Source organism: Clostridium sp. DSM 8431 (assembly GCF_900116755.1).
In the GTDB taxonomy this organism is placed as follows: Bacteria; Bacillota; Clostridia; order Clostridiales; family Clostridiaceae; genus Clostridium.
The window spans coordinates 1-7,049 of the sequence record NZ_FPBY01000171.1 but is presented as its reverse complement, the minus strand read 5'-3'; the positions used below and the strand labels follow the sequence as shown (position 1 = coordinate 7,049).

Genomic DNA, 7,049 nt, shown 5'->3' with positions numbered 1-7,049 from the left:
GCCCACCAAAGTATATGGCTCAGTAGCTCAGTTGGTTAGAGTGCCAGCCTGTCACGCTGGAAGTCGTCGGTTCGAGCCCGATCTGAGTCGCCATTAAAGCACTAATTGCATTAGTGCTTTTTTATTTTATCAAAATATTGAAAATTAATGAATAAGACATTTAAAATATAAATGAGGTATATCTAAATTTAATTATTTAGATATACCTCTATTTGTACAGTTAATTTAATAATTATTCTTTTTTAAATTTAAAGTTATTCTAATATCTTCAGAATAGAATTTGCAAAGCTTAAAGTCACCTATTAATCTTGAATATATACGTTCACTATAAAGTTTAGTTATATCCGAAAGTGAAAGGTTTGTAGATATAAGCATTTTTTTGTTATTTAAAAGTCTTTTGTTTAAAAGATTAAATAATTCTGTAATTGAAAAATCATTTCTTTGTTCAGCACCTAAGTCATCTATAATAAGAAGATCACAGCTAGTTAATAATTCTTCTAAATGTTTATCATTGTTAAACCTTATTTTTCTTAAATCACTTATTAATTCATCAGATGTTTTATAAACAACTAAATGACCAGTATCTAATAATGCTTTAGCAATGCAATATGAAAGATAACTTTTACCACTTCCAGGGTTTCCGTAAAATAATAAATTAGTATCAATGAAATCAAACTTTGGAAGATATTCTTTTAAAATAAAATTTAAGATATTCTCCATATTTTTTCTTGGAGAGTATTTTTCATCACCAATTTTATGCTGAGAAAATAATGACATATCAAAGTTATCAAAGTTTTTATTCTTAACAGTATCCTTTAATAATGAGTTTTCATAATATAAGCTAATTAATTTTTGTCTGTAGCAGGAACAAGGTTCTCTATTTATAAAACCAGTATCCTTACACTTATTACATTGATAATGTAGTGATAGATAGTCTGGGTCATATCCTTTTGCTACAAGCATTTCACATTTTTCAGCTCGTAAATCAGTTATTTTATCTTTATATTCTTGTACTACCTTTTCTGGGTTATTAGATTTTAAAATAGCAAGAGATAGATGTACAGAAAGTTTCTTTATTTCGTTATCAAGATTAACGATTTCAGGGGATAGATTTTTTATTTCTTCAAATCTTCTTTGTAAATTTCTGGCTTCATCTTCACGTATTTTACTATAAATGCTATCTAATTTAGATTTATATCCATTAATCATCTTTATCCCATCCTAACAATCTTTTTTCAAGGGAATCATAATCATAGGTTCTAGGTTCAAAGTTATTAAAGCCTAAACCATTATTTGTTTTATTGTTATTACTATTCCCATAATATTTTGGCTTACTTGATGCCCTGAATTGTTTATCCTTAGCATCAACTTCTTCAATTGTTTTTAGATTAGAGTTATACCATTTTGTCAAAATACCATCTATATATTTGAAATCAGCTCTATTTAATCTTTGTGAACAAATATCACAGGCTTTTTTAATAAGATCTAAATCAAATTCATATGTAAATAACCACTTATTTAATAAGTCTTCTTGTGGCTTCATTATTTCAGCATTTTTAATGCCAAGGTATCTAAGAATTTCTCGTATCTTTATCCATTTATCTTCATTTTGTTTAATAAGGGTTTGAGCTTCATCTATTGTCTTTATTCCTAAGTCATGCCATCCTAAAGCTACTTTTTCAATATATCTATAATCGCTCTTTCCTTTAGATACACAATATTCAATTAATATAAGAATAAGTTCTGAAGTAAATGAAAAATCTTTCTGCCAGTTAAGATAAACTTCCATTTCTTTTGAAGATAAAGATCTTCCAAGAATTCTTTCAATATCTCTTAACATATCAGCTGTTTCAGAATTATTTAGTGCATCTAGAAGATTAACCTCATTTTTTTCTCTTTCACAAAAATCATCAAGAGGTAAAAATTCAATATTGAAATTATTCATTTTATCTATAGGTGTTAAACGCAATACACCTTGATCATTCCAGTAATTTAATGCATTCATAACATCAGATTCTAAAAGATTTAGAGAAGAAGCAAGTACGGCCCCATTAACTCCAGGCTCATTAGAAGTATCGTACTTTAACATAAGAAGATAAACCTTAACAAATTCACCACGTGCTTTAGGCATATATTTCTCTATAAAAATATTACTTACAGGAGTGAATTTTAAGTTTGAATTTTTAAGCATAAAAGTACTCATTTTTTAATCTTCTCCTTAATAAAAATGTTAAATACAAAGAAAGTTATTGTATTCAAAATTTATTATAACAAAGGCAAAATCATATCACAATATTAATAGAATTTGAAAAAATTATCTAAAAAAGGGACATGAGAAAATAACTCATATCCCTTTTGATTAAAGTTGCAGCTTGGATAAATCTATTAGACCTTCACCTATAGAAGTATTATCTAAATCATGAGAATTACAAGAAAGTTTTAATAAGGATAATACATCTTTAAAGGTTAATGAGGGGTCTTTTTCATAAAGTAAAGCAGAAATGCCTGTAATGAAAGCAGCAGCTAGTGAGGTGCCAGAGAATGCTTTATAAGATGCATCAAGTTTATTTGGGTATAATTTAATTCCGTTATTTTCTGATATATATAAAATATCGCTATTTAAGGAAGTTATATTGCATGATGCTGCACTTAAATCAGGTTTTTTAGTTTTTTTATAGTTTCCACAAGATGAATATCTATAAGGAGAAAGGGTTTTAGTAGAATCTATTCCACCAACAGTTATGCATGAAGGTAGAGCTGAAATACCGTTTATAAAGTGGGATGAATTATCAATACTTCCACTTGCTACTATAGGAGTGATATCTTCAGTTACAGCTTTTGAAAAGGTAGCACTAAAAAGTTCAGTGATAAATATATTTTGGGTTAATAATTCAAAAGGAAGACATAAAAGTTTAATGTTAAGATTTTTTGAATTTAATATTAGATTTTCTAAGGCAAAGAGTATATCTGAGGCAAAACCTTTACCATGTGCATCAAAGGCTTTGTAACAATAGAGCTTTGAATGAGGAGCAATTCCTTTATATAAACCATTAGAACACCCTCCATTTCCAGCTATTATACCAGAGATGCAAGTTCCATGACCATTATCATCATAAGGATAAGAAAGATTATTTATTAAATCAGTAAATGAGTAGATTCTATTAGAAGGAGATGTTAAATCTTGATGAGGAAAAACTCCGCTATCAATTATTCCTATACCAATATTATTTCCAGAGAGAGAAAAGTCTTGTTTAAAATGAACATTATTAGCAGTTGAAACACTCATACCACATAAGAATAAATATTCATCAAAGGTTATATATTTAACTTCAGGATATTCAATTAATCTTAATATTAGCTTACTATTAATTTTTGCACAAATTACATTTGAAATATTTAAATTATATAGAAATCCTCCGCTAGAGGTAATTTTTTTTATAATAGAATTACAGGTATGTTCGTACTTTATTAAGACTCTATATTCCTTATAACAATTGTTATTTATAAAATACTCGAGATTTTTATCTAACTTATTTTTATAAAAAAGCATAGCAGTTTCCTATCAAATTGTTTCTTAATATTATTATATGAATATTTAAGGTATTGTTCATAATAAAAAACTGGCCAAAGACCAGTTTTTTATAATTTGTAAGTTTCCCCAATATTAATTATTTTTAATTTAGGGTCATTAAAGTTTTTTAATCTAGAATATGTATCGTCAAAATCTTCCAATGATATTTTAAAAGTCTTATAATGAATAGGAATCATAGCATCAGCAAATAGCATTTTAAACATCTCATAGCTTTCTTCTGGTGTACAATGCATATGAGTAAATCTATCTGGTTTATAACATCCAACAGGCATTATAGCCACATCACATTCTATCCCTTTATAATTTGTTGTATAAGCTGTATCACCAGCAAAAAATATCTTTTTATCAGCACCTTCTATAAGATATGAATGACTTTCATCATCTATACCTAAATAAAATCTTCTTCCGTCATGATTAGCTTCAAAGGATGATATTTTAATATTTTCATCTTCATATACTCCATTATGTCTTAGAGTAACTACTTTTTTAAAACCTAATATCTTCATTATTTTATTGTATCCCTTTGGCACTATAATAGTAGCATATTTATTAAGCTTCATTAATGAAGGAAAATCTAAATGATCCATGTGACCATGAGATAATAAAATATAATCAAATTTAATCTTAGATGCATCATAAGGCTTTTCAGCAACTCTTTTAAAAAAGCCAATTTTATTTCCAAGTACAGGGTCGGTAATTATAGTTTTATTATTAAGATTAATAATAACAGTAGCATGCCCATACCAGTTTATTGAGTTTTCACATATTGGATCTGAAGATACTGATTCTCTCTTATTGAAGTATTCTTTAATATTGTTATAAATTAAATTGGATAGAAAGACTATATTTTTTAAAATATTCATTAGATATTACTCCTTCAATTATTTTTCCCATTTAAATACTATAATACCAAGGAGCATAATTGCAACACCTATACATTCTTTTAAGGTAAAATTAATTTTTTCAGTATCAAATAAGCCAAAGGCATTAATTAATGCAGCAGATAAAAGTTGAGCAATTAAAATTATCCCAATTGCATATGTAGGTCCTAAATTTCCTATACTAAACATTACTGTATAAGTAATAACAACACCTAAAATACCACCTAACCAATAGAGCTTATTGGCATTTCTTAGCTCTTGATAATTACCGTTACCTGAAAAAAATAAAATAATTAATGTCATTATTAATCCAGTTAACTGTACAAATACATTGGTTTCCCACACCCCTATTTTTTCTCCTAATCGGGTATTAAAAACACCTTGTACGCTCATAGCAATTCCTGAAATTATAGCTATAATTATTGAAATCATATAACTTATCACCTCAATAATATTATTCCCAGGAAATAATTTTATATAAAAAAGGCTCTCTAATAATTAGAGAGCTAACTGTTTTTTACAATTACTAAAACTATCTGTGATTAGTTCTTCTGTAAAGCCTAAACTAATTCCCAGACTTAAATAATCTTCTATTAGTGTGATAAAATGATCTTTTGATGGTGAGATTACTAAATCATTTATGTCTATGTATAAATTCAAAAACTGATCACTTAAACAATATTCACTAGGTTCTATTTCTATCTCATCAATATCATTATAAGAATTATATAGACCTAAGGATATAATATGTTTTAAGCAGTAAATATATTTATCTAGTATTGCGTCAGCGTTTAGTTTCTTCTGTTTACCAATCCAGTACTGGTAACATTTAGTCTCACTTGCAAGATCACTTAGTGCAATATGAAGTTGTACATGTTTTCTTGCTATGATTTTGTACTCACTTAAGCTATTATCAATAAATAACTTATTATCAGATTTACTTTCAATTTCAAATAACTTTGCAATATGCATAAATTTTCCCCCTCAATTAAGGCAATCATCTTTTTCTATTTTACAAAATCTTAAAAACAAATAAAAGAGGAGTAAACGAATACAAAAAAATAAAAATTAAAAAAATCTGAAAAATAAGAAGTTTTACTAAATTATATTGCTAGATTTAATAAAACTTCTTATATTAAGGAATATTTATCGTTAAAATGTTTTTAATGTATATGATTTTAAACAAGTTTCTCTTTTACTATTAGAAACTTTCCAAATTTCAAATTTGCTTACTTTTAAAGTTATACTTTTATCAGAGTTTTTTACTATATCACAAGTCATATCATTTTTATAACGCTTATTATCTTTATTAAAATACGTTAAGTTTGCTAATGATATAGAAAGAGGAGTATCTTGATGGCTTTTAGAATATATACCATGAAGATTAAGAGTTTCTTTTAAGGAACGAGAAATTTTTGTTATATACCCCTCATTAAGAATTTTCAAGTTTACTGTTTTCATATTCTCATTTATCATAACATCATCACATAATTCAACTTTAAATTTTTTATAAGGTTTAATTGTTTTTTCAAGTACTGCACATAATTTCTCCATGTTAGGATTATCTAATACATTTAATGCTATATATGGCTGCGGAGAATGTCTATTGCCTTTAAATTTTCTAGACAGATTTTTTTGTATTGGATTTATTATTTCATACGAATCATCATCAAATAATGCAACAATATAATATTTCATAAAAAACCTCGCAATTTTAAAAAATTAATCATAAAAGTATGTAAACTTTACTATAAATTATAACATATTACCATATATAAAAAAATAGAATTATTATCAAAAGATATTTTGTCATTTTAAATAAAAGTAAATATTAAAAATAAAAAAAGATGTAATTATAAGTTTGTACATATAAAAATTGGATTAAAAAATCTATTTAAATTATTATAGTTTATGATATAATGAGTAGGATAGGCTTAGGATGCAATCTAAGCTATAGGGTTAGTATTAAATATTTTTGGATATAGATATGAAAAATGGGAATTTTAGTATATATAATCTGTGAATAAGGGTGAAATTGGATGGAAAGATTGGTAATTAACGGAGGCAAGGCTCTTAAAGGCTCTGTAGAAATAAATGGAGCTAAAAATGCGGCTGTAGCTATTTTACCAGCTACAGTAGTTGCAAGTAAAGGAAAATGTATAATAGATAATATACCTGATATCGAAGACGTTCATTGTTTAGAGCGTATATTAAAGAGTTTAGGGTGTATAGTAAATAAAATAGATAATAACACGTTAGAGATAGATAGTAGTAATGTAAGTAATTTCGATGCATGTACAGATGATGTTAGAAGGATGAGAGCATCTTATTATTTCATAGGTGCATTGTTAACAAGATTTAAGCAAGCAAAGGTACAACTTCCAGGAGGATGTCCTATTGGAGTAAGACCTATAGATCAACATATTAAAGGTTTTGAAGCGTTAGGAGCAGATGTTGTAATTGAACATGGAGCTGTTATATTAAAAGCTGATAAATTAGTAGGTACAAATATATTCTTTGATGTAGTATCAGTTGGTGCAACAATAAATGTTATGATAGCTGCTACTTTAGCAGAA

General features: G+C 26.8%; 7 protein-coding genes, 1 tRNA gene and 1 pseudogene. 2 read left to right on the top strand and 7 right to left on the bottom strand.

Translation table 11 applies throughout. The annotated features are described in order from the left end of the window. Window positions 1-16 precede the first annotated feature (16 nt). Window positions 17-93 (top strand) — tRNA-Asp (locus BM384_RS14105). A 132-nt stretch (window positions 94-225) separates the two neighbouring features. Here BM384_RS14105 and BM384_RS14100 read toward each other — a convergent pair. From BM384_RS14100 to BM384_RS14070, 7 genes are all read right to left on the bottom strand, one after another. Beyond that, a complete protein-coding gene (locus tag BM384_RS14100; RefSeq protein WP_090014522.1) occupies window positions 226-1,209 on the bottom strand; it encodes an ATP-binding protein in 984 nt (327 codons plus the stop codon). After that, entirely contained in the window at window positions 1,202-2,203 is a 1,002-nt protein-coding gene (locus tag BM384_RS14095; RefSeq protein ID WP_090014521.1) for a DnaD domain protein, read from the bottom strand. The genes BM384_RS14100 and BM384_RS14095 overlap by 8 nt, the downstream gene beginning before the upstream one ends. Before the next feature lie 156 nt (window positions 2,204-2,359). Then, window positions 2,360-3,550, bottom strand: coding sequence for a S8 family serine peptidase (locus BM384_RS14090; RefSeq protein ID WP_090014520.1), 1,191 nt, complete (start codon window positions 3,548-3,550; stop codon window positions 2,360-2,362). A gap of 89 nt (window positions 3,551-3,639) precedes the next feature. Next, window positions 3,640-4,455 carry an MBL fold metallo-hydrolase gene (locus BM384_RS14085; RefSeq protein WP_090014519.1) on the bottom strand — a complete coding sequence of 272 codons (816 nt, stop codon included), beginning with the start codon at window positions 4,453-4,455 and terminating at the stop codon, window positions 3,640-3,642. Between the two features lie 18 nt (window positions 4,456-4,473). Beyond that, entirely contained in the window at window positions 4,474-4,905 is a 432-nt protein-coding gene (locus tag BM384_RS14080; RefSeq protein WP_090014516.1) for a DMT family transporter, read from the bottom strand. A gap of 66 nt (window positions 4,906-4,971) precedes the next feature. Beyond that, window positions 4,972-5,445, bottom strand: a complete 474-nt coding sequence (locus tag BM384_RS14075; protein ID WP_090014515.1) for a dUTP diphosphatase — start codon at window positions 5,443-5,445, stop codon at window positions 4,972-4,974. A gap of 180 nt (window positions 5,446-5,625) precedes the next feature. After that, window positions 5,626-6,171 carry a hypothetical protein gene (locus tag BM384_RS14070; protein WP_090014513.1) on the bottom strand — a complete coding sequence of 182 codons (546 nt, stop codon included), beginning with the start codon at window positions 6,169-6,171 and terminating at the stop codon, window positions 5,626-5,628. Window positions 6,172-6,512: 341 nt separating this feature from the next. Here BM384_RS14070 and BM384_RS14065 point away from each other — a divergent pair. Beyond that, a pseudogene (locus BM384_RS14065) lies at window positions 6,513-7,049 on the top strand (UDP-N-acetylglucosamine 1-carboxyvinyltransferase); the annotation flags it as partial.